Below are 19,427 nucleotides of genomic sequence, written 5' to 3'. Positions count from 1 at the left end.
GGTTGACGTCGCAGGCGGCCACAGCGTTCACCTTCGGGGCGAATGCCCGCCGCCAAGGGTGTGGGTTTGCTCCCCCTCAGGTGTCTATTTCCTGCCGTCGTATGCCCGGACCATAGATCACGAGCCATTGATACCGGGAAGTCCAGACGTGGATTGGCCCCATCCACAATTCGACGACAGAGACCCATGGAGGACGAACATTGTCACAGGAAAACCCATTCGACGACATCATGAACCAGCTCGGCGGAGCCGCGGGTTGCGGTGGCGCCACAACGGATCCGCAGGATACGACGACACAGCTGAGCCAGGGATTCGACGACATCATGAATCAGCTGGGCGGGATTCCCGGCCTCGAACAAACGCCGGGGCCGATCGAAATTCCCGGCTTCGAGCTGCCGGTTGACCAGCAACCGGTGGATCAGCAGCAACCACCGGTGGATCAGCAACAGCCTGTCGATCAGCAGGCACCCGTCGACCAGCAACAACCGATCGACCAGCAACCGATCGACCTACAGGTCCCCTGGGACCAACAGGCGCCTGCCGACCAGCAGGCACCCACCGACCAACAGCAGCCCATCGACCAGCAACCGATCGACCTACAGGTCCCCTGGGACCAACAGGCGCCTGCCGACCAGCAACAGCCCATCGACCAGCAACCCATGGATCAGCAACCGATCGACGATATGTCCATGGACAATGGCCTGCCGCCCGATGACATCTACAACACCGATTCCAACGGTCTCGGCATGGATGCCGGGACGCAAGACATGTTTTCCGAGGGGCCCTTGGCCGATATCGGTGACACCATCGCCGACGCCATGGACATGTTCTGAGCATGCCAGCCGATCAACCACCGACCGGTGGATCGGCCGCAGCCGTCCCACCCCTGTTCGATTGGTTGATCCGACTCGCACAGTCGGCGGACCGGGAAGACCTGCTCGGCACCCTCCGATCCGTGCGACGCCGATCCGCCGACGCTGCTATGCGAGTCGCCGTCGTCGGATTGCGCCAGCAAGGCAAGAGCCAGCTGATCAATGCCCTGCTGAACGAGCAGGTCTGCGCAGTCGGTGACCGTCGAGCCACCTCGGTGGTCACCGTCGTCCGGCACGCGGACGAACCGGTCGCGCAGCTCGTCGTCGAGATGCCGCACGCCGAAACTCCCGTCGCCGCCGCACTGCCGTTCGATGAGTTGCAATCCGATCTGGCGAAGTCCGCGCACGCGCGCGGCGGCCAAGTGGTGTCCGCGGATGTCGGCATCGGTACCGCGACGCTGCCGAAAGGTCTGGCCCTCATCGACACCCCCGGGGTCGGCGGCATCGGCCAGCGGCATGTCCCGCGAGTATTGAACGAGGTGGCGCTGGCGGACGCCGTCATCATCGTCACCGACGCCAGCCAGGAGTTCACCGAACCCGAATTTCGGTTCGTGCAGCAGGTGATCGGGCTGTGCCCCGCGGCCGTCATCGCGTTGACCAAGGTCGACATCTACCCCGAATGGCGCCGAATCGCGGACGCCGACCGCCGCCACCTCGCCGATGCCGGGATCGGCTGCCGAATCATTCCGGTTTCGTCGACGTTGCGCGGTCACGCAGTCCGCCTGCGCGACAAGGAACTCAATGCCGAATCCGGATATCCCGATCTGCTCGCGTTCCTGCGCACCGAGGGTCTCGCCGATATCGAAACCAAGCGGCGCCTCCGCGTCGCGCGCGATATCGAGTCTGTCGCGCACCATCTGACCGTGCCGCTCGAGGCGGAACTGAATGCGTTGCGGGATCCAGGGTTCCAGCAGCGGATGGCCGAAGAGTTGAAGGCGCGCAAGGAAATATCGGATGCGCAGGCGAAGTCGGCGCGGTCGTGGCAGCAGGTATTGACCGACGGTGTCGCGGACCTCAATTCCGAAATCGACCACGACCTTCGGGAACGGCTGCGCAGCATCAACAAGCACATCGAGTCCGAGCTCGCGGACGGCGATCCGGACAAGAAATGGCCGGTGTTGACCGAGTGGGTGCAGGAAGAGGTGAGCGCCGCGGTCGGCGACAATTTCGTCTGGGCGTACCAGTCCGCTCAGGCACTGGCCGAGCGGGTGGCGGCATCGTTCGCGATGGACGGCGACGGCGTCGATCTTCCGGTGCTCGAGGCGATCTGCCAGGGCGACCTGATCGACCCACGGCTGCAGATCGGTGAGCTGCGCGATATGAAGGTTTCGCTGGCGGACCGGGGCCTGACCGCGGTGCGCAGTGGCTATAGCGGCGCGATGATGATCGGTATGGGCGCCACCATGGTCGGCGCGGCGATGATGAACCCGATCACGATCGGGGCCGGGGTCGTGATCGGCGTGAAGGCCTACCAGCAGGACCGCGCCGGACGACTGGCACGCCGCCGCAACATCGCACAGCTCACGCTTCGAAAGTACGTCGACGACGTGTCCTTCCAGGTACACAAGCTCTCCCGTGACCGCCTCCGGAATATGCAGCGGGAGCTGCGCGATCACTTCAAGGAATCGGCCGAGCAAGCCTTGGCGTCACTGCAGAGTTCGATACAGGCAGCACAGGACGCCGCGGGCATGGAGCGCGTCGCGCGGGAAAAGCGTGCCACCGAGGTCGAACAGAATTTGACCGCGCTGGTCAGGGTCCGCGAAGGTGCCGCACGGCTGCGAACCGTGCAGTCGCAGCGAACGTAGCCGTTTCCACCTTGGGTGAATGAACCTCACCCTGTGCGGGGTCCGGTTCACCACTTGGGGATATGGCCGACGATCCGTCCGTACAGCAGATTAATAAGCGCAAATTCCCAGCGACCAGCAATCGAGAGGTGTGCATGTCCGGCAGTCTTGGCATCAAGATCGGCACGGCCGATTTCGTCACCGCAGCTGATGCGGCGTCCGGAGGTTCCGATCGGCGCGCCCGACGTCCCCAGACGACCCAGCACCATGCGACGTTGATCATGACCGAAGGCATGGCGCCGGCGCTGTCTCCGATCGGCAGCGGTACCCGTTCGGCGCACGTGGGAATGGTGGTCACCGGGTTCGTGGACCGTGTCGGCGACCCGATCGATCTCGTCGCGGCCGACGGTTCGGCCCATCGGCCGGAGAAACTCGTCGCCAGCGCCGTCCAGTACCTGACGCGGTATTCGGCCGGTGCGTTCGCCGCGCCGCCCACCATCGCGGCGGCATATCCCAGCTACTGGCAGCCACAGGGCGTGCAGGCGCTGCGCGAGGCGCTCGACCGGATGGACATGGCCGATGTGGCACTCGTGGACGAGGTCGGATCGATTCTCGCTCGGGTCGAGTCGACGCGTGGGCTGCCCCCGGACGGCGCCGTCGTGGTGTACGACCTCGGCGGCAACGGCCTCAGCGTCTCGACGGCCCGCGGCACCGAACAGATCGGCAGAACGGTCCGGAGCGCGGAATTCGGTGGCAAGCACATCGATGACGCCATCGTGCGGCACGTTCTCCGAGGCCTGGCCGGGGAACTCGGAGACATCGATCTCGCGGCCCCCGCCATGCTGGCGCCACTGAACGAACTGCGGCTGCGCTGCAGGCAGGCCAAGGAGACGCTTTCCAGCGAAACCGCCGCGGTGATCGAGGCGGAGCTGGGACCCGTGCGTCACGACGTGCGATTTGTCCGCTCCGAGCTCGAGGATCTGATCAGAGAGCAGGTTGTCGAGTCCGCCGGACTTGTCCGAGAAGCCCTGCGCACCAACGACATCGATGCCGGCGATGTGCAAGCGGTAGTGCTGGCCGGTGGGGCGTCGGCAACCCCGCTCGTTGCCGAGGTGTTGTCCGCGGAGTTGCACGTACCGGTCATCGCGGAACCCGATCCCGGCCTCACCTCGGCGAATGGCGCTGCTCTGCTGGCACGTTCTTCGCCCAGTGTCGCCCCATCGGCGCCGGTGCCGCCGCAAGCGATGCCGGCACCGACTCCCGCTACCCCGCCGCAAGCTCCGGAACCGCCTCGGTCCTCCGAGCCGGTCGCGAGCACACCGCCGGTGGCCGTCGCATCCGCGAATCCGGTGGCGCCGGAATCAACCGGAGGTGGCAAAAAGGTCGGCAGTCGACGTCGTAAACTAGCCCTTCTCGCCACCGCGGCGATTGCTACGCTCGCAGCCGCGATTATCGGAATCGTTGCGCACAGCGCGCCGAAGACCGAACCGCAGCCCACGGTAACCGAGCAAGTCACCGACACGCCTTCACCTGCCGCGACCACCACCCAACTCCCGTATCCCACCCGGCATGTTTCATAAGCAGTTCTATCGAACACCCCGCCGTAACTCGCTCAGCACGCCTTCGGCGCTGCGGGCCGCCACAATGCAGGCATTGGCGGTGAACTGATCCGCGAGCGGGTGTTCGGCGCGGGATCGCCATCGTCTGATTTCCGCCAATGCGACGTCCTGGCCCACGCCCGCGACCGCGAACGGTTCGATTCCCAAGCGTTCGGCCGGTCCGGTCCCGTGACCGCCGATCACCCGTTGTAGATCGGTGAGTTCTTGTTCGGACAACACCGTCTCGGTCGAGCGGAGCCGACTCAGGAGTCGCAGTTCTTCGAAGCCGTGCACATTCGCGAGCAGTGTCGCGACTTCGCGGCCGAGCGGTGCGGCCTGCGCGGCCGGGTCGGCGGCGAATATCTGCCGCAGCATCAGCAGCGCGGTATGTGCCTTCAATTCGTCCGCCCGCTGGCCGAACTGGATGTCGATGACGCGCTCGAGTTCGCCGATGCCGCTGCGTGCGATCAATTCGTCGACCAGAGCCGCCGAATCGCTGGTTCCGGACCGTAATCGAGTCAGTGCCATGCCGATTCCGAATAGCCCCAGACGTCTGACGAGGTGCTGTCGTGCCGCGGAATCAATCGGCAGATAGTCGGCACGCTGGAATCGGTCGGCCGAGAGCATCGCCAATTCCAGGTCGGCCGGTGCGACCGTGGCAAGCTGGCGTAGTGCCACGAACTCGCTCTGTCGAAGAGTTTTCGCGGTGAACGCGAGCAAACCCGCAACCGGCACGGCCGCCTGACACAGGCCCGTCGTTTCCAATTCGCGCGTGAAGTCTTTGGCCGCCGCGCGGGCGGAGTGCATTGCGTCCGGACGGCCCGCACCGAGTTCGTCTGCGCGCGAGAGGACGCCGACGATTCCGAGCGGACCGGCAGTGCCGCCGACGTGCTCGCCGATCTGACGAATCAATGCGAGGTCGGAATCGTCGAGCGAGCGAAACAAATAGACGACGGCATCGGCTCCGGCGGAGCCGGTGTCCGGAGTCAGCAACCGCAGTGTGCGCGCGGACACGTCCCTCGACAGTGACGTGGTTCCGGGGGTGTCGATGATCGTGGTCCGTGCGAGGCGGGGCACCGGCCAGTCGACGTCGATTCGATCGACCTGCGCGGCCATGAGCTTGCCAAGGTCGAACGTCAGCCCACCCTCGGCTCGCTGTATCGGGACATACTCGGCCCGGCCGCCCGCGAGCCGGGCGAGGACCGTCGGCGTTGCGCCGTGCCGGTACCAGGTCACGACGCGGGTGCATTCGGTGGCGTCGGTCGGGGCGATATCTTGGCCGACCAGTGCGTTGAGCAGGGTCGACTTTCCGGCTTTGACGGCACCGGCCAATGCGAGTCGCAGTGGTTCGTGCAGCCGTCGCGCACCCTCTTCGAGGCGATCGGTAGCGGCACGGTTACCGGAGTAAACGTGATGGGCGGCCTCGATGATTCTGTCGACCCTGGCGATCGGCGCCGCGGTGTTCATATCGGCACTCGGGTAACCCACGTGGTTGCACCCATACCGAACATCATCGCGCCACCGGATCAACAGCGCGTGCCTAACACTTCTTTATCCGCGATGACGTGCTCCGATGGCCCGGGGCTGACGGCTGGCGTCAGCGAGGTGTGAGTGTTTCCAACCCGGGGGATGATGATCTTCCGCGCACTCTACGAGAAGAGTTGGTGGTGTTCATCTGCGGGAGGCCTTCGACAGATGAGGGCGTCCCTGAAGCTCAGTTGAAGGAAACCATCATGAACAGCACCAAAATTCGCGCAGCCGTAGCAGCGGCAGCGCTCGCACCGATGCTTGCTCTCGGATCAGGCGTTGCTACCGCCGCGCCCGCCCCGGCCGCTCCCCCTGCGCCTGTCCAAGTGGCACCCGCCTCCGAACAGCTCCCCCCGCAGGTCGAGCCTGCCATTTTGTGGTGGAACCCATTCCTGTGGTGGGTCTGCTTCGTACCGCCGATCTTCCCCCTCGGTACGGGCATCTGCCTCGCATGACCGGATAGTTGCAGCTCAGCGATTGGATCGGACATGTTCAGGAAGCTCGCGAGAGCTGCGGCTGTGCTCGCAGCATGCGCAGCGTCGGCCGGGGTGCAAGTAGGCACTGCGCATGCCACAGGCCCGTCGGTACTGGGCGGCGGTTCCGGCATTGTCGTCAACGACCAGGGTGTCTGCACGCTCACCACGATCGGGCACGATGCCGCGGGTCGGCTGGTCGGGCTCACCGCAGGTCATTGCGGTGATGCGGGTACCACGGTCGTTGCCGACGCCAACCGTGACGCCGGCGTGGTGGGCACCTTCGCCTACGCGAACAACGATATGGACTACGCCGTCATCATGTTCGATCCGGCCAAGGTCGTACCCGTGAACCGCGTGGGTAATACGACGATCACCGGATTGGGCGGTCCGGCGCAGTTCCCGGATATCGCGTGCAAGGAGGGCTATACCACGGGCCAGACCTGTGGACTGGCCTATGGCGATGTGTACCAGACCAACACCTGGACCTGGACGCAGATATGCGTCCTGCCCGGTGACTCCGGCGGCCCGGTCGTGGTGGGCACAACGCTCGTGGGCATGGTGAACGGATACCTGAGAGTGCCGTGCCTGGGGCCGCAGCTCGGCGCGAATATTGCCGCCATCATGGACGACGTCGATGCGCGCGGTGGGATCGGAGCGGGTTTCCGCCCGATCTAGCTGTATCACCGCACATTCCAGCTATCGCCCGTGGTGATTGACGATCACGCCGCTGTCGAGTGCGCGCTCGACCAGAAACATGCGTTTTTTGTTCTGCGGGAAGGATTCGACGTCGAATATTTTGAACAGCGCCCGCATGTGGGTCTTCACCGTGGCGACGCTCAGACAGAGATCGTGCGCGATCTGCCAGTTCGATGCGGGGTAGGTGAAGCCGGTCTCAGCGTCGTACGGGCGACATAGCGCCTCGAGAATCAGATACTGAGCGTCGGTCAACGCGGTCCGGGCCGGCAGACCGGTCTGGGCAATCGTTCGTTCATCCGCGGATGGGTGGCCGTCTGTGAAGATGAATACCGATTTCCCGAGCCGGATCGTATCGCCGGACTCGAGTTTGCGATATCCGCCGACGCGCTCGCCGTTGACGAATGTCCCATTTGTCGACAGCCCATTATCGATGACGACCCAGCAGTCGCTCACCCGCTTGATTATGGCGTGCAGACGCGACACGGTCGCGTCTGCGGCCACAGTTATGTCGGCGGCCTCCGACCGTCCGATTGTCATCCCGTGCGTGTCGTGATCGAGTGGGATCTCGCGCCAATTTCCGTAGCCGATCCGTTGGGACAGGGTGCCACCACCGGCTGACGGATGCCGCGCACGCTCGCCTGCGCCTGGATAGGGTCCGTGACGCAGCGCCTGTTGTCCGTATGACGTGGACATGATGCGTCTTTCCCGATCCGAGGTACGTCATGAACTGCGGGCACCGATTTATAAGATCAGAATGCGCCACCCAAGCCGCCCAATGTAAGAATTCAACTAACTTGGTATGTGGGGTAGGGGTCTGATCGTTCCCTAGGTCCCTTTTCGCAAATATTCCAGACTATGAGTTCCGCAACCAGGTGTCGGGGTGATCGTTCGGTCGCAACTCTTGCCGGAGTTACTCCGGCTGCCGAGTTCCACGGTGAACCCGGCTATTGCGGATCCGGGGCGGGTAGCGGCCAGCGGTCGACGGTGTGCAGCGTCGAACCGGCCTGGCGGGCATAGTGTTCGGCGTGCAGAGCGGCGGGGTGCAGGCGGTGGGCGGCGGCCAGCCACCCGCCGGCCTGCCGGAGCACTTCGGCACGGGTTAGCGCGGGGTCGTTACCCAGCAGCAGACCCCCGTGTTCAGGGGCGAGGACGACGGCCGATCCGAGGTGCTGCAGGCAACGGCCGGTACCGAGATCATCTTCGAGCTCGCGGTAGGCGGTGAGAGCGCGCTGCCAATGCCGAAGCGCCCGGCGGGGTTCACCGCGGGTCCACCAGAGCACGCCGAGTGTCTCGCGCGTCTGGGCCCGGCCATCGGGGTCGCGGCCGTCGCGGGTCAAGGATTCGGCCAATTCCAGGCGATCCTGGGCGGCGTCCAGCCGACCCTGATGTAAATGGACGACGGCCAGGTTGATCAGCGCGCATACGACTGCGGCCAGATCCGTGCGCGGGAGCAACCACCAGGCCGCTTCGAGTTGTTCGGCCGACTCCGACAGCACGGTCGGACTCGGCGGCGCGGTTTCGAGTCGATGCAGCGCGGTGTAGTGCGACCAGCGCGCGGACAGACTCGTGGACAGGGCGCGTGGCCGATATTTCGACGGTCGTCGACGTAACCTGCCCGCCCGGAGCGCGGCCAGTTCACTACGCAGCGGGAAATCGTCGGCATCGGTGAATCCGCACAGCGCCTCTGCTACGCCGTAGGCATTCTCGGGTAGGCCCTTGCGGGCATACCAGACGTCGAGGGCGTCCGCGATTTTGGCGAGTTCGTGTACCGCCGCGCTCGGAAGCCGCGTTCCCGGATTCGGGAAGAGTTTGCGCAGATATTCTTCTTCCGCTTCGAACCAGCGTCGCGCCCCCTTGGCGAAACGAACCGTTTCCAACGCGATCGCCCAGCGGCTGGCCCGGTCCGCGTAGTGATGCAACAGTGCGGTCAACGCCGCCCGCCAGTGTGGTCCGCTGACGACCTCCGCGGTGAGCGGCAGCCGCGGCGCCTTACGCAGGCAATATCGGTCGGCGCCGAGATAATCGACGACTCCGCGTACCTCGAGGTCGGCCAGCAGCAAGGTCGCGGTGCGCCCGTCGGGTGCGGAATCCGGGGGCAAACGGGTCGGCGCCTCGAGAACGGCAGTCAGCACCCCGAGCAGGGCGGCTGTCTCGAATTCCTGAACCGGCAGTTCCCGCAAAGCGGCGAGGATGGGATCGTGATCGAGTTCGGAAAGTTGCCGCGGCGGATCAGGACAGTTTCTGGCGTCGATGAAGCGTACCGGCTCGCCGGGTTCGACGAGTTCGGCGATCAGAGCGAGTTCCCTTTCGGTGCGCACTCTTTCGCGAAAGCTGTCTACGCGTCGGTAGGCCACATACGCGCCGGCGCCCAGCACGGCGACGATGGCGAGCCCGCGCAGCAACCCGCCGATCACCTTGACGACATCGCTGTCGCCGAGCGAGTTGACCACGATATTGCGACCGAGTTCGAGGACCAGCGCCCACGCGACGACCTCCGCGGTGCCGAGCACACCCTCCCAGATCGACGAGCGCGGCGTGCTCTGCTGCGGCGCCTCGAATCCGCGTGGCGCCGTCACGACAGAGTCCCGCCGGTCAGTCCCGGTACCAGCCAGCGCCGCCACGTGGCAAGCAGCAGCAGCACGGGTAGCACGGCCGACAACAGCGACCCGGCCGCCAATTCCGCGGCGTTCTCGTTGAATTGCCGTGCCTCGCCCCACAGCAGCAGCGACCAGGGGCTGGCACCCGCGCCGTTCATCATCAGACCGATGTAGAAGTCGTTCCACACCTGGATGAATTCCAGCACCGCGACCGCCACCACGGCTGGGCCCGCCGATGCCAGCAACCGCCGCGTCACGGTTCCCGGACTGGCCAGACCGTGCAGCGCCGCATCCGCCGGGGTGTCCGGCGGGGCCAGCATCGCACCGCGCAGAATCAGGATCGCGATCGGCAATCCCGCGGCAGCGTGCACGAAGATCAACGGAATCCTGGTGCCGGACAAGTTGAACGTGTCGATGAACGCATCGAGGGAACCGAGATAGCTCTGCGCGGGCAGCACCGACAGGACGACCAGGGACACCACCGCGATCCGCGAGACCACACCCTCCTGACGGCCCGCGGCCAGTCGATGCGCCACCGGAAGGGCGGCCGCCACCACCACGATCGTCGCCAAACCGGCAACCAGCAAGGTCGTCTGCCATGCCGCACGGAAGGATTCATCGCCCCACATACCGGTGAGCGCGGAAAGCCCGAATCCCTTGGGGCCGTTCAGACAAACGGCGATGAGCACCAGGATCGGCACCAACGCGAACAGCGACACCGCGGCGATTCCGATCGCACGCACCGGACCGATGCGGCGAGTGGCGTCCACCGGCGGTGAAACCGCCGCGTAGGTCTGCGCACCGCGCTGCCCGCGCACGCTGGTCCGCGGCAGCCAGGCCACGAAGCCGACCAGCACCGCCAACGGCAGCGCGTATGCTGCGGCGACACCCGCGCCGAGATCATCATCGGTGGCCAGTCGCCACCACTGCACGGTCGCACTGTCGAGCTGGTACTGCATCGAACCGGGTACCCCGATCAGCACCACATCGAAGACCCTGGCCGCGGCCACCGCGACGACCAATCCCAGGATGAGCAGGATCGGACGCACCAACTCCAGCAGGCGCAGCAGTGGGAAACGCTTTCCCTGCCCGTGCAGATAGCCCGACCGCACCGGATCCGCTTCGATGGCACGGATATCGGCGCGCAACAAACCGGTCAGGAAGCCCAGCCAGGTCCATAGAAACGCCGAACCGAGCATCAGCGCGAACCAGATCCGGTACCCGCCAACGCTTTCGATGCCGAACCGGGCGGCGAGCTGCTGGAAGATTATCCGGAATGCGACACCCGAGACGAATGCCGAGATACCGAACGGCACGATCAACGGTGCCCACAACCTGCGCGAATCGCGTGAGAGCCAGGCGATGCCGACGGCGACGAGCAGCAGGACCAAACCGAAGACGACCCACAGCATGGTCAGCAGGTACGCCCATCGTCCGTCGCCGGCCAGGGCGTCGGACAGCAACCAGAGCCCCAGCGCGATGAGCACGGCACAAACCGCCAGCACCGACCGGCGCGCCCGACTCGCCGATCCACGCCTGCGGATCAGGGTGCAGGCGACGGCACCACAGGCGACAAGCGTGCAGGAGAACACGATTCGCGGACGCGCGGGCACCGCGATCGCCACCGTCCACACCGCGGGCGCCACCAGCAACGCCGCAATCAACCCGACCGCAAGCAGGCCCGCCCAACCGAGCCAGCGATGCGGCCGCCCGCCCGGTATCAGCGGGCCGCGCATCCGGCGAGTCGCGAGTTCGATGCGCAATCCGTTGGCACGGAAGTCGGCAACACCCGTCATCGGCGACTCCGCTCGAATTCGTCCAGTGCGGCGATCGCGCGATCGATCGCGGCATCCGGCCGCTCGGCGGCACCGTCACCGATCGCGATGAGAAACTCGGTCAGTATGCGCCACAACCCATTACGGCCGCCGACCGCTCCCAGCTGATCGGACAGATCGAACGCGCTCCAGGGACTCTGCGAACGTGCAATCGGTTCCAGCAGTGTCGAATAGCGCACGGTGGTCCGGGTATTCGGGGCGATGAAGCCGCCGTCGCCCTGAATCCACGGCAGCGGCGCCTCCGGCGCGGCCAGCGCCGCCACCACCTCATCCGCGCGCGAGCCGGCGTATCTGGTCACCACCATGACATCGCCGCCCACAATCCGTGGCCGGTCACCACCGAGGCCGGTGACCGGGAACGGTGCGATACCGACCACCTCCTCCGGCCGTCGACCCGATGCTCGAAGACACTCGCGGACAACGGGTTCGGCGAAATCCGGCGCGATCACCATAGCGGCGCGGCGGTGCTCGAACACCTCTCGAATCGCATCCGGGAACTGACGGGTCAACGCCACCGCGACGCCGCCCGCGATGGCATGGCGTCGGCCCCACAGTCGCGCGAGATTTCCGAACGTTGCGCGCACGGCAGGCCGGTCCCAGACACGCTCCTGCGTGGCGGTCGTCAAATCGTCGTAGGTGCGCGGAGATTCGGCGCGCAGCACATTCTCGAAAACATCGGTCAGTACCCAGCCGTCCGCCGCGGCGAGGGCCAGCAACCGGATCGGCGTGCCCGCCAGCACCTCGATCCGGTCGACCCAATCCGCGATCGTCCAATCGGCGGGGTCGCCGAGGTGGTAGTTGTCGACGGTCTGCCGGTCGTACCAGACCAGTGACTTGTCGGCGGCCTTGAACGGCACCCCGTACGGTTTTCCGTTGTGGTACAACAGCTGTCGCCATAACTCGGGATACCGTGCCCCTTGGTCGTCGGTCCACAGCACATCGGGGACCGGCCGAAGCTTACCGTCGTCGACGAGTGCGCGAACCTGACCGGCCTGCGGCAGCAGCACGATATCCGGCGCTGACTTCCCGCCCGCGCTGAACGCGGTACCGACCTCGTCGCCCATCGGAATCACATCCAACGATCGCGCGAAAGGCATCGGCTCCAACACTTTCCGGAAGGCAGCCAGCTCCGCGCCACTCCACGACACTCCGATTCGGATCGACCCCGAATCGCCCCACAACAGCTGCGGCGCACACGCGGCCAGCGGCAGCACCCAACCCGCCTGCAGCAAAGCTCTTCTCGTCCCCATGCTCCCCCAACAGAGCGGTGATGATGTCGCCGAGGATTATTGCATCACGCTGCTAGTCGGGAAGAAGCTTTCCCAAGGGACCCAGGTCGATGTTGAGATCTTCTGGGGTGAGGCCGAAATGGTCGCGCAGTTCCTCCATGCGTTGTTCGAGCAGCATCAAGGTGGTGCCGATGCGTTCGATCTGGGTTTCGGTCAGCTCGCCATCGTCCACGCGCCGCAGGGCCTGCCGTTCCATCAGCTGCCGCAGCAATTCCACCAGTGTGAGCACGAGCGTGACGAGCCCGCGCTCGACGGATTCGGGGTTGGTATCGATACGCGGGGCGATGCCACCGACTTCAGTCATCGCGGGGCGGTTCCAGTTCAGGGTGCGCCGCCGCGGGTTCGACCGAGAAGGCAGACAGCGTACTGACGGATGAGACGAGGGCTCGCAACGAGATCGCGACCAGGTCTACATCCGCGATGGCCAGCCTGATATCGCCGGTGATGATGACCCCGTCGGCCAGCACTCGGTCCAACAGATCGACGAGCGCGACCCGGCGCTCGCCGTCGACGCTCTGGTCCGCGGGTCTCATATCGGCTCCTGGTCCACGCCGGCGAACGAATACGGCGGCCACGGACCGGTGATTTCGAGCCGGATACCGGGCAATTGCTTACCGAGTTCGTCCACGGCCGCGGCGAAGTCACCGGCGTGATCGTCATCGACCAGATAGGTGCCATTGAGCACCATCCAGTCGCGGCGGCCGCTCAACGCCGGGTCCGTCGCCGGTTGACGACGTCCCGCGGCGGACTGGCGAACCAGGCGCGCATGTACCGCCTCGGCCCGCTCTGCCGCGTCGCGTTCCACAGTCTCCTGTGCGGACAGTTCCGCACGGCGACGGGCCAGATAGGCAGTGCCCGTGCCCTTTTCGCTCCCCGTGCTCGCGGCCCTGGCATCGGCGACCGCGGCGGTGAGGGCGGCACGGTCGGTATAGGCTTTCACGCCCCACTCGGTGCGGCCGGTCACCAGGGTCAGCGCTGCGGTGAAGTCCGCACGCCGCGCATCGAGCAGGTCGCGCACCCGCTCGTCGTCGAGAAAGACCGTGGCCAGGCGTAGCGGGACGGTCGGGCCGCGTCGCACCGCCGCTGACACCACGGCGTCGTGCGCCCGGGCTGTCGCCGCGAGCCAGTCCAGATCCTCCAAGTTCCGCCGTAGTGCCTGCTCCCCGAATACCGCGAGCGGCACCGATCCCACGAACGCCGCCAGCGCATCCGAGACCACCGCGCGTACCGGCTCGCCCGCGACGCCGGTGATCGAGCCAAGCCCCGCCGCAACGTCGGTGGCGCGAGTCACCGCGTACAGCCAGACGCCGACCTCGTCAGTCACGCCGCCTCGATTCCTTGGCCTCGCGGCGGCCTTCGAGAGATTGCGGGACCTGTCGTGCGGCTTCCAGTTCGGCGATCCGGTCGCGAAGTTCCCGGTTCTCCAGTTCGAGGTCGTGATCCTGCCGCTCGAGCGTGTGGGCCTTGCTGCTGAGCCAGGGGTCGGTCTCCCACCAGTCGATGCCCACCGCCTTGGCCGTCTCCAAGGACGCGATGACCAGCCGCAGCTTGATCGTGAGCAGTTCGATGTCGAGCAGATTCACCTGGATGTCGCCCGCGATCACCAAACCCTTGTCGAGTACCCGTTCGAGGATGTCGGCGAGATTCGTCGACTGATGTCCGCCGCCGTAGGGCTGCGGTGCCGACGACTCGCCTCCGACCACCGTCATCGTCGATTTCTTCCACCGACATCGGTACTGCCGCGGTAGTAGCGCCTGGTTCTGCGGTAGGCCAGCAGATTTCCGTCCAAATCGAGCTCGAGCTCATAGAGCGCGAGCATGTCACCCGATGACGGGATACGGCGATCCTCGAGCACCTCCATCTCGACCAGCCATCCGTCCTCGATCGGCTCCATGGAGGTGACTCCCTCCACGTGCTTCGAGGTCAGTTCCACGAGGATCTCGATTGCCGCGGCCGAGGCCTGCGCCGCGGTGATGGGAGGCGGTTCGTTCGACGCCGAGTCGACATCCTCGGGGTTTTCGGGAGTGGTCATGCGTGCCACGCGAGTCACTCCTTCCGGTTGGGCGCCGCCGTGCCGCCTGGCGGCCGGAGCCTGCGATCGAGGACGGCCCGCTGCGCTTGTTTCCGCTCTTCTTCGGACAGGCGACCGGCTGTCGCGGCCGCATCGATCTCCTCGAGTTCGCGTCGCACTGTCGCGGGATCCTGTAGCTGCTGCTCAACCTGGTCCTGGATCAGTTCGCCCAGCCAGATCACGCCGCGCACCGGAGCGAGGGGCAACGACAAGATCGATGACAGCAGACCCATGGTCAGCTCTCGGGTGCCTGTTTCATCACGAAGTCATAGGCCGCCATCGGTCCGAGCAGAGTCAGTTCGACGCGGTCGTCCCAGTCCGCGGCGAGCCGGCGCAACACATCCTCCAGATCGCCTTGCCGACTGCTGTCGAGCAGAACCGCGACGTGGACCGCGTCCTCCTCATGGGTGGGCTGCCGCTGGTTGACGAGCGGATCGAAATCCTCGAGTTCGGAAATCACCCTGCGGGTGTCCTCGGCGCGTTTGGCTTCGATCGCCTGATTGATCATTTCGCCCAGTGCGATCCGGGCATCGCGGGTGGCGTCTTCGGGTTTGTCGTGGATCTCCTCGCGTAGTCGGGCGACTTCGGCGTTCTCGTCGACGAGTTCACGCAGCACGGCATTCTCGACGTAGCGTCCCTTGATCACGAACTGCGCACGGCCCTCCAATTCCTCCAGCGCGGCGCGGAACTCGTCCTCGTGTTCGCCGAGCAACTCGTTCTCCACCGCTTCCTCATCGGTCATCACCGCTCCGAAGCGCAGCGGCAGCACCGGAACCACGGCCGCCGACTCGTCCAGCAGCTTGGCGTGCGCGGCGAGGTCATCGGGGTCGCCGAGCGGGTGATCGGTGGCGATGTCACTGACCAGCGCGGCAATCTCGCCGTGCCGCACAACCGCGACGTCGCTCGGGGGGTCGCCGATACCACTGGCATGCGGTTGCGGCTCCACATCGGCGGGCACGATGCCGTAGACGTATACGGCGTGGGCGGTAGCCATCATTCCTCCCTGCGCCGCGAAGACCGGGGTGCTGTTTGGCGCTTGTCCCCGACATCGTCGAGGAAGCTTTGGACTTTCTCGCCCGCCGCCTCGAGCGCACCCTTCGTCTTGTGTTTGCTCGCGCCTTCGGTGACGTCGCCGACGATATCGGTCAAACCCTTGGGTTCACTGGTGGAAATTTCGAGCCGGTTGACGGCCTCGGCGAAGCGCAGATAAGTGTCGACACTGGCCACCACGACTCGGGCGTCGACGGTCACCAGCTCGATGCCGACCAACGACACGCGCGCGAACGCATCGATAACCAGTCCTTTGTCCAGAATTGTGTCAACAACGTCGGCAAGGCTGGAGGAATTCGGGCGCGCCATCGTGCCGGTTCCGCCACCGCCACCGCCTGCGGGTTCGATGGTCATGTTCGTGCTCTCCTCTCGCTCGACCGGCGGGCCGCCGTGGTGCGGCGCTGCGAACCCGATCGACGGCGGGGTGACGCGGGCGCGGTCTGCTCGTCCTCGTCCTGCGCGTTCTCGTCTTGCTCGGCCTCGTCGTACTCGTCGGACTCGTCTTTGCGTTCCTCTTCGTCTCGATCTTCGTCTTCCGCAGTTTCGGCCTCGGCGTCTCGATCTTCGTCGTCCGCGGTTTCGGCCTCGGCGTTCTCCTGTTCCTCGCGCCGTGCGGTCTCGTCGTCCTTGACGACCTTGCTGTCGTGGATCTCGCCGTGCCAGCCCACGACGTCGTCGGGGTGCAGCACAGCTTCGGTCATGACGTGCCGCTCGAATTGCTTCAGTTCCAAGCGGCATCGGCGACCGGCCGCGCGCCACAGATTGGCTGTCTTCTCGAAGACGCCGTTGGGTTGGTACTCGAGCACCACGAGGATGCGGGTGAGATCCGGTGTGATCTCGTGGAAGCTCACCGCGCCGTCGATGTAGCCCTTGGCGCCTGAGGAGCGCCAAACTATTCGCTCGAAGGGCACCTGTTCGAGGATCGTGGATTTCCAAGTCCGCCTGGACCAGAACACCTTGCCCGTCCAGGTGAGTTTCTCGTCGGACTCCTGCTCGACCTGCTCGATCTTCTTGGTGAACTTCGGAAAGTCCGCGAACTGGGTCCACTGGTCGTAGGCCAGGTCGATCGGAACGCCGAGGTCGAGCTGCTCGACGATATTGGTCGGTTTGCGCTTCTTGCCGCCACCCTTGCCCTTGCCCCCGGTCACGGACTCCTTGACCGTTTCGAAGTTGTCGCGGACGGAGTGCTTCAGCTTCTCCATGCCGGCACTCATCGTCGCTCGCAGCGGTGAGGCGCCTTGGCTGAGTTTTTCCACTCCCGTTATCGCCGAAAGTAGATTTCCCCCACCGTCCTCAGCGTATTGATTCAGCCGGTCGGCGGCCTTCGATACCTTTCCCGAGAGCCCGGAAGCCGCTCGTTCGGCCAGGGTCGAGGTGAGATTCTGCACCGATTGCTGCAGCGGGCTGGTCGGGACCGCTTTCCGGGTCTTCCTCTGGATGGTCGATCCGGCTCCGGTCGCGGCTTTTGTGGCCCGGCCCGCGGAGGCGGCGGCTTTCTTGCCGACTCCGGTCGTCGCATCACGCAGTGTCTTGGCCGCCATCGGGCCTCATCTCCTCGTGCGTCGCACAGGCGCTTCGTCGGCTTCGTCGGTATCGACGCGACTACGGCGTCGGCGGGCCGAGGGTGCCTTACGCTCGGCGGACCCGGGTGCACGGTCGGCGGTCCGGGAGCCCGTCCTACGCGTGGCTGTACGCGTCCGGCGTGCCCGCGGCCGCGCACTGGTCCGCGCGGAGTCCTCGTCGTACTCGTCTCGGGTTCGGTCGGAGTCGTCCTCGTCGTACTCGTCCTCGTCGCCTTCGTCCTCGGCCGGTTCTTCCTCAGCGGATTCTTCCTCGGCCAACTCGCCTTCGGGCCGTTCGTCCTCGTCCTCGTCCGAAACCGGCTCCTGCGACTCGGCTCGGTCCTGCTCCGCGTCGGGTATGGCACGCTGCTGCAACCGGGCGTTGAGCGCGTCGATGCGGCTGCTGGCCGCGGTGACCGCGGCGGAGCGCACAGCGCCCACCAACTCACCCTTGACGGTATCGGTGATCTGGGTCAGCTCCGGCGACGATTTGAGCAACGACGTCCCCCGCTCGAGCAGTTCCGCAGGCATTCCCGACGACCGTCTCGACATGGCCGCACCCGCCAGCGCCAGCGCGAATCGCATCTTTCGCGTGCGCCCCAACACATACCCAATGCCCACCCCTATGGCAATTCTTGCTCCACCTTTCACAGCTCACTCCTTGCTCGCCTCGACACCCAAACGCATCAGCGAAGCCCGGACGTCCGAGATACGACGCCCCAGAGTGGGATAGATCGGGACGCAGAACATTTGGCCAACTTCAGCGTATTCCTGGTTACCGGATAGGTCTATGGGTGCGGCCCGCGAAAGTCGCATATCGACGCCGCAACGGCACTGAGTAGCGTCGACTGCTATGGCTACACCCCAGCATCCGGTCGCCACCGCGGGTACACGGAAGTTGGCCGCGGCCTGCCGGGCGGAGATTCCACTGCTGACCCGGCGGTTGCTGTCGGCGATTTTCACCGATAACCCGGAGTGGACGGATTACACCTCGGTGCCGCGCAAGGAGTTGCGGGAAGGGTGCCGGCAATATCTGACCCGGATCTTGGATCTGCTGGGCGGGGCGGCGACCGATCCAGAACACGATAATGTGGCCGCGGCGATCGGCCGGCATCGCGCTGCGCAAGCGGTGCCGTTGGAGGCGATGTTGCGCACGTTCCGTCTCGGCGGCGGGATCGTGTGGGAGGCGTTGCTGGACAAGGCCGAGGCGATCGACGCGCGGGAGGTCCGCGAGGCGGGGACCGCGATGTGGACGGTGATCGACGGGTTGTCCTCGGCGTTGGTCACGTCGTATCGCAATGCCGAACTCGAACAGGTGCGCCACGACGAACGCCGCAGGCATGCGCTGATCGAGGATCTGCTCGCCGGGCGCGCGCACGACGCGACCTTCGCCGCACGGGTGGCGCGCGAGCTGAACTTGCCCGCCCAGGGGGCCTATCTGGTGGTCGCGGTCCGTGGCGGCGAGGGACGGCCGCTGCGAGCGGGCGCCGAAACCGCATTGGGCGCGTTGGGGATTCGGTCGGTATGGCATGACCGCGTGGATGCCACGATCGGGCTGGTATCGCTGGCCCGTCAGGACAGCGCCAGCGTGCTGGCTCATCTTCGCCCCCAGATACGTGGACTGGCCGGCGCCTCCCCTGCTGTCGCGGGACTCGCGGATGTCGATACCGCGCACGCGCTCGCTCTCATCGCGATGCAGACAATGCCCTGGGACGCAACGGGATTGGTCGCCTTGGACGAGCGCTATCCGGAAGCGCTGCTGGTCCGCTCACCCGATCTGACCGAACTGCTGGTCACCCGAACCCTCGGTCCGGTGCTGGCCCTCCCGGTCAAAGAGCGTGACTCGCTGCTGCACACCCTTGCGGTGTGGCTGGCGGAGAACTGCTCGGCCGCCAATGCCGCGCCGCGTCTGCATTGCCACCGCAATACCGTGATCAACCGGTTGCAGCGCATCTCGACCCTGCTCGGTCGTCCGCTCGACGGACAACGCTCCTATCTGGAGCTCTCGCTCGCGCTCGCGGGGCTCCGACTCGGCGAATCAGAGCACCGGTAGGAACCCGTGGAATTGGG

The 19,427-nt window shown here is 65.7% G+C and carries 20 protein-coding genes; 5 read left to right on the top strand and 15 right to left on the bottom strand.

Annotation, left to right across the window (positions count from 1 at the left end):
- Window positions 1–200 precede the first annotated feature (200 nt).
- The 3 genes from ACQPYR_RS18795 (at window position 201) to ACQPYR_RS18785 (ending at window position 4,236) form a co-directional block, all read left to right on the top strand.
- Entirely contained in the window at window positions 201–833 is a 633-nt protein-coding gene (locus tag ACQPYR_RS18795) for a hypothetical protein (protein WP_433633936.1), read from the top strand.
- 2 nt (window positions 834–835) lie between these two features.
- Window positions 836–2,677, top strand: a complete 1,842-nt coding sequence (locus ACQPYR_RS18790) for a dynamin family protein (protein ID WP_433633934.1) — start codon at window positions 836–838, stop codon at window positions 2,675–2,677.
- A gap of 134 nt (window positions 2,678–2,811) precedes the next feature.
- Window positions 2,812–4,236, top strand: a complete 1,425-nt coding sequence (locus ACQPYR_RS18785; RefSeq protein ID WP_433633932.1) for an Hsp70 family protein — start codon at window positions 2,812–2,814, stop codon at window positions 4,234–4,236.
- 6 nt (window positions 4,237–4,242) lie between these two features.
- Here ACQPYR_RS18785 and ACQPYR_RS18780 read toward each other — a convergent pair whose 3' ends face one another.
- Window positions 4,243–5,721, bottom strand: coding sequence for a dynamin family protein (locus tag ACQPYR_RS18780; protein ID WP_433635179.1), 1,479 nt, complete (start codon window positions 5,719–5,721; stop codon window positions 4,243–4,245).
- A gap of 548 nt (window positions 5,722–6,269) precedes the next feature.
- Between ACQPYR_RS18780 and ACQPYR_RS18775 the strand changes: the two genes are divergently transcribed.
- A complete protein-coding gene (locus tag ACQPYR_RS18775; protein WP_433633930.1) occupies window positions 6,270–6,932 on the top strand; it encodes a S1 family peptidase in 663 nt (220 codons plus the stop codon).
- Between the two features lie 21 nt (window positions 6,933–6,953).
- On the opposite strand, the gene ACQPYR_RS18770 is transcribed toward ACQPYR_RS18775, so the two are convergent.
- From ACQPYR_RS18770 to ACQPYR_RS18705, 14 genes are all read right to left on the bottom strand, one after another.
- Window positions 6,954–7,646, bottom strand: coding sequence for an FHA domain-containing protein (locus tag ACQPYR_RS18770; RefSeq protein WP_433633928.1), 693 nt, complete (start codon window positions 7,644–7,646; stop codon window positions 6,954–6,956).
- 251 nt (window positions 7,647–7,897) lie between these two features.
- On the bottom strand, window positions 7,898–9,529 hold the full coding sequence (locus ACQPYR_RS18765; RefSeq protein WP_433633927.1) for a tetratricopeptide repeat protein: 1,632 nt from the start codon (window positions 9,527–9,529) through the stop codon (window positions 7,898–7,900).
- Complete coding sequence (locus ACQPYR_RS18760; protein WP_433633925.1) at window positions 9,526–11,346, bottom strand: hypothetical protein; 1,821 nt, start codon at window positions 11,344–11,346, stop codon at window positions 9,526–9,528. The genes ACQPYR_RS18765 and ACQPYR_RS18760 overlap by 4 nt, the downstream gene beginning before the upstream one ends.
- Window positions 11,343–12,635: an ABC transporter substrate-binding protein gene (locus tag ACQPYR_RS18755; protein WP_433633923.1), complete on the bottom strand. Its 1,293-nt coding sequence runs from the start codon at window positions 12,633–12,635 to the stop codon at window positions 11,343–11,345. Before ACQPYR_RS18755 ends, ACQPYR_RS18760 begins: the two co-directional genes overlap by 4 nt.
- A 52-nt stretch (window positions 12,636–12,687) precedes the next feature.
- Window positions 12,688–12,978 carry a gas vesicle protein K gene (locus ACQPYR_RS18750; protein ID WP_433633921.1) on the bottom strand — a complete coding sequence of 97 codons (291 nt, stop codon included), beginning with the start codon at window positions 12,976–12,978 and terminating at the stop codon, window positions 12,688–12,690.
- Window positions 12,971–13,207: a gas vesicle protein gene (locus tag ACQPYR_RS18745; protein ID WP_433633919.1), complete on the bottom strand. Its 237-nt coding sequence runs from the start codon at window positions 13,205–13,207 to the stop codon at window positions 12,971–12,973. The genes ACQPYR_RS18750 and ACQPYR_RS18745 overlap by 8 nt, the downstream gene beginning before the upstream one ends.
- Complete coding sequence (locus ACQPYR_RS18740) at window positions 13,204–13,998, bottom strand: GvpL/GvpF family gas vesicle protein (RefSeq protein WP_433633917.1); 795 nt, start codon at window positions 13,996–13,998, stop codon at window positions 13,204–13,206. The genes ACQPYR_RS18745 and ACQPYR_RS18740 overlap by 4 nt, the downstream gene beginning before the upstream one ends.
- Entirely contained in the window at window positions 13,991–14,383 is a 393-nt protein-coding gene (locus tag ACQPYR_RS18735; protein ID WP_433633915.1) for a gas vesicle protein, read from the bottom strand. The genes ACQPYR_RS18740 and ACQPYR_RS18735 overlap by 8 nt, the downstream gene beginning before the upstream one ends.
- A complete protein-coding gene (gene gvpO, locus ACQPYR_RS18730; RefSeq protein WP_433635178.1) occupies window positions 14,380–14,706 on the bottom strand; it encodes a gas vesicle protein GvpO in 327 nt (108 codons plus the stop codon). Before gvpO ends, ACQPYR_RS18735 begins: the two co-directional genes overlap by 4 nt.
- Window positions 14,707–14,720: 14 nt before the next feature.
- A complete protein-coding gene (locus ACQPYR_RS18725) occupies window positions 14,721–14,978 on the bottom strand; it encodes a gas vesicle protein GvpG (RefSeq protein WP_433633913.1) in 258 nt (85 codons plus the stop codon).
- A 2-nt stretch (window positions 14,979–14,980) separates the two neighbouring features.
- Window positions 14,981–15,742 (bottom strand): GvpL/GvpF family gas vesicle protein, encoded by a 762-nt coding sequence (locus tag ACQPYR_RS18720; RefSeq protein ID WP_433633912.1) that lies wholly within the window; start codon window positions 15,740–15,742, stop codon window positions 14,981–14,983.
- A complete protein-coding gene (gvpJ, locus tag ACQPYR_RS18715; protein WP_433633910.1) occupies window positions 15,739–16,149 on the bottom strand; it encodes a gas vesicle protein GvpJ in 411 nt (136 codons plus the stop codon). The genes ACQPYR_RS18720 and gvpJ overlap by 4 nt, the downstream gene beginning before the upstream one ends.
- Window positions 16,146–17,336: an SRPBCC family protein gene (locus ACQPYR_RS18710; RefSeq protein ID WP_433633908.1), complete on the bottom strand. Its 1,191-nt coding sequence runs from the start codon at window positions 17,334–17,336 to the stop codon at window positions 16,146–16,148. Before ACQPYR_RS18710 ends, gvpJ begins: the two co-directional genes overlap by 4 nt.
- A gap of 6 nt (window positions 17,337–17,342) precedes the next feature.
- Window positions 17,343–18,008 carry a hypothetical protein gene (locus ACQPYR_RS18705; RefSeq protein WP_433633906.1) on the bottom strand — a complete coding sequence of 222 codons (666 nt, stop codon included), beginning with the start codon at window positions 18,006–18,008 and terminating at the stop codon, window positions 17,343–17,345.
- Between the two features lie 202 nt (window positions 18,009–18,210).
- On the opposite strand from ACQPYR_RS18705, the gene ACQPYR_RS18700 reads away from it, so the two are divergent.
- Window positions 18,211–19,410: a PucR family transcriptional regulator gene (locus ACQPYR_RS18700; RefSeq protein ID WP_433633904.1), complete on the top strand. Its 1,200-nt coding sequence runs from the start codon at window positions 18,211–18,213 to the stop codon at window positions 19,408–19,410.
- The last annotated feature ends 17 nt before the right edge of the window (window positions 19,411–19,427 follow it).

This window comes from Nocardia sp. CA-120079 (genome assembly GCF_050955745.1).
Taxonomy (GTDB): Bacteria; Actinomycetota; Actinomycetes; order Mycobacteriales; family Mycobacteriaceae; genus Nocardia.
The sequence above is the reverse complement of the archived record's forward strand: the minus strand, read 5'-3'. Positions and strand labels throughout refer to the sequence as shown.

Bases quoted from the DNA above. Each gene is read 5' to 3' on its own strand.
- ACQPYR_RS18790 (WP_433633934.1), top strand. From the start codon at position 836: ATGCCAGCCGATCAACCACCGACCGGTGGATCGGCCGCAGCCGTCCCA.
- ACQPYR_RS18785 (WP_433633932.1), top strand. From the start codon at position 2,812: ATGTCCGGCAGTCTTGGCATCAAGATCGGCACGGCCGATTTCGTCACC.
- ACQPYR_RS18780 (WP_433635179.1), bottom strand. From the start codon at position 5,721: ATGAACACCGCGGCGCCGATCGCCAGGGTCGACAGAATCATCGAGGCC.
- ACQPYR_RS18775 (WP_433633930.1), top strand. From the start codon at position 6,270: ATGTTCAGGAAGCTCGCGAGAGCTGCGGCTGTGCTCGCAGCATGCGCA.
- ACQPYR_RS18770 (WP_433633928.1), bottom strand. From the start codon at position 7,646: ATGTCCACGTCATACGGACAACAGGCGCTGCGTCACGGACCCTATCCA.
- ACQPYR_RS18760 (WP_433633925.1), bottom strand. From the start codon at position 11,346: ATGACGGGTGTTGCCGACTTCCGTGCCAACGGATTGCGCATCGAACTC.
- ACQPYR_RS18755 (WP_433633923.1), bottom strand. From the start codon at position 12,635: ATGGGGACGAGAAGAGCTTTGCTGCAGGCGGGTTGGGTGCTGCCGCTG.
- ACQPYR_RS18750 (WP_433633921.1), bottom strand. From the start codon at position 12,978: ATGACTGAAGTCGGTGGCATCGCCCCGCGTATCGATACCAACCCCGAA.
- ACQPYR_RS18745 (WP_433633919.1), bottom strand. From the start codon at position 13,207: ATGAGACCCGCGGACCAGAGCGTCGACGGCGAGCGCCGGGTCGCGCTC.
- ACQPYR_RS18735 (WP_433633915.1), bottom strand. From the start codon at position 14,383: ATGACGGTGGTCGGAGGCGAGTCGTCGGCACCGCAGCCCTACGGCGGC.
- gvpO (WP_433635178.1), bottom strand. From the start codon at position 14,706: ATGACCACTCCCGAAAACCCCGAGGATGTCGACTCGGCGTCGAACGAA.
- ACQPYR_RS18725 (WP_433633913.1), bottom strand. From the start codon at position 14,978: ATGGGTCTGCTGTCATCGATCTTGTCGTTGCCCCTCGCTCCGGTGCGC.
- ACQPYR_RS18720 (WP_433633912.1), bottom strand. From the start codon at position 15,742: ATGATGGCTACCGCCCACGCCGTATACGTCTACGGCATCGTGCCCGCC.
- gvpJ (WP_433633910.1), bottom strand. From the start codon at position 16,149: ATGACCATCGAACCCGCAGGCGGTGGCGGTGGCGGAACCGGCACGATG.
- ACQPYR_RS18710 (WP_433633908.1), bottom strand. From the start codon at position 17,336: ATGGCGGCCAAGACACTGCGTGATGCGACGACCGGAGTCGGCAAGAAA.
- ACQPYR_RS18700 (WP_433633904.1), top strand. From the start codon at position 18,211: ATGGCTACACCCCAGCATCCGGTCGCCACCGCGGGTACACGGAAGTTG.